This window comes from Neorhizobium sp. R1-B (assembly GCF_004368875.1).
Classification (GTDB): domain Bacteria; phylum Pseudomonadota; class Alphaproteobacteria; order Rhizobiales; family Rhizobiaceae; genus Neorhizobium; species Neorhizobium huautlense.
On the sequence record NZ_SOEM01000052.1, the window covers coordinates 1 to 1,456 of the forward strand.

Consider the following 1,456-nt stretch of genomic DNA (forward strand, 5'->3'; position numbering starts at 1 on the left):
TGCCGGCGCATCCGAAGAGATGTCTGCGACATCGGAAGAACTGGCCGCTCAGGCCGAGGAACTGCAGGCATCGATCGCCTTCTTCAAGGTCGATCAGGCGGGCGGGAACAAGCTTGCCAAGCGCAATGCCCCTGCTGCCAGCATCCATAAACCCGCTCAGACAAACCGTGCAGCGCCGCGCCAGTTCAAGCAGGACCATTCGGTGATCGGCCAGCAGGCCCGCGCCAAGGGTTTTGCTCTCGATATGTCGATGGGCGGGCCGGACTCCGACGACGCGGATTTCCGCGAAAGCGCCTAAGAGGCGCCTGAAGAAGAAGACCCTGGGCTTCGGCCCGGGGACCGTCGTCGCATGTATGCGACGACGTCATGCCGGCTCGCCGGCCTGCAGGGGGTGAATGTATCGTCCTGACTGCGTTTACAAAGCTACCGTCTCCGGATGGAGCAGATTTGTCATCGCATTGCAATCGGGACACAATATCATGCGCTTCACCATTAAGCTCAAACTCGCGATCGCCTTTGGCCTGGTGATATTGATGTCGATCGGCATGGCCGTTCTGTCGATCATCAACCTTTCCTCGCTCAATTCCTCGATCACCGACATCGTTCAAGGTCCCGCCAGCCATCTTGAGAGCCTGAATGCGCTTTCGACATCGCTCGCGAATACAATCCGCGCCGAAAAGAACGCCATACTGAATACCGATCCGGCGAAGATCAGCGGATATCGCCAGAACATCGAAGCGGCTCGCAAGGAGATCGAGGAGACGTTGGCCGAGTTCGAAAAGGCGACGGATCCGCAGTTGCGTTCCAAGATTGGCGAAATACGGTCGGTATTTCCCTCGTTTGTCGCCTTGCAGAACGACGTGCTCGCTCTTGCTACCCAAAATACCACTGAGAGCAATCAGCGCGCCGGCGAGATTTCGATGACCGAGGGCGCTGTCTTGGTCAACCGTCTGCTCACTCTGATGGCGGATCTGACGGGCCTTATCAAGACCGATCTGCATGCTACGGACGAAGCCACCAACGGACAATACGCCCATTCGAGAAACCTGCTCATCGGCATGGGTATCGGACTTGTCGTGTTCTCGTTCCTTGTCGCTCTGTGGATCGCCCTTGGAATCAGCTCCGGCCTTCGAAAGATCATGGGTGTCGCCAACGCCGTTTCCATCGGCGACCTCAATCAGAATGTCGAGATCAAGACGAATGACGAGATCAAGGATCTCGTCGATACGATCAATGTGATGACGTCCAACCTTCGCAATACCGCAAATATCGCAGATCAGATTGCCAACGGTGACCTAATGGTTTCGCCGAAACCGCTTTCCGAGAAGGATGTACTTGGATTGGCGCTGCAGAGCATGGTCGAACGCCTTCGGGGCGTTGTTGCCGATGCGCTGGCCGCGTCGAGCAATGTCTCGTCGGGCAGCCAGGAGCTTTCGGCAAGTTCGGAAACCCTGTC

1 protein-coding gene and 1 pseudogene are annotated in these 1,456 nt (G+C 57.0%); both read left to right on the top strand.

The window, feature by feature from the left end; all coding sequences use genetic code 11:
• Positions 1-298 (top strand): annotated as a pseudogene (locus EDE05_RS26630) (methyl-accepting chemotaxis protein); the annotation flags it as partial.
• Positions 299-479: 181 nt separating this feature from the next.
• On the top strand, positions 480-1,456 hold a 977-nt coding region (locus tag EDE05_RS26635; RefSeq protein ID WP_132413623.1), incomplete at its 3' end, for an MCP four helix bundle domain-containing protein.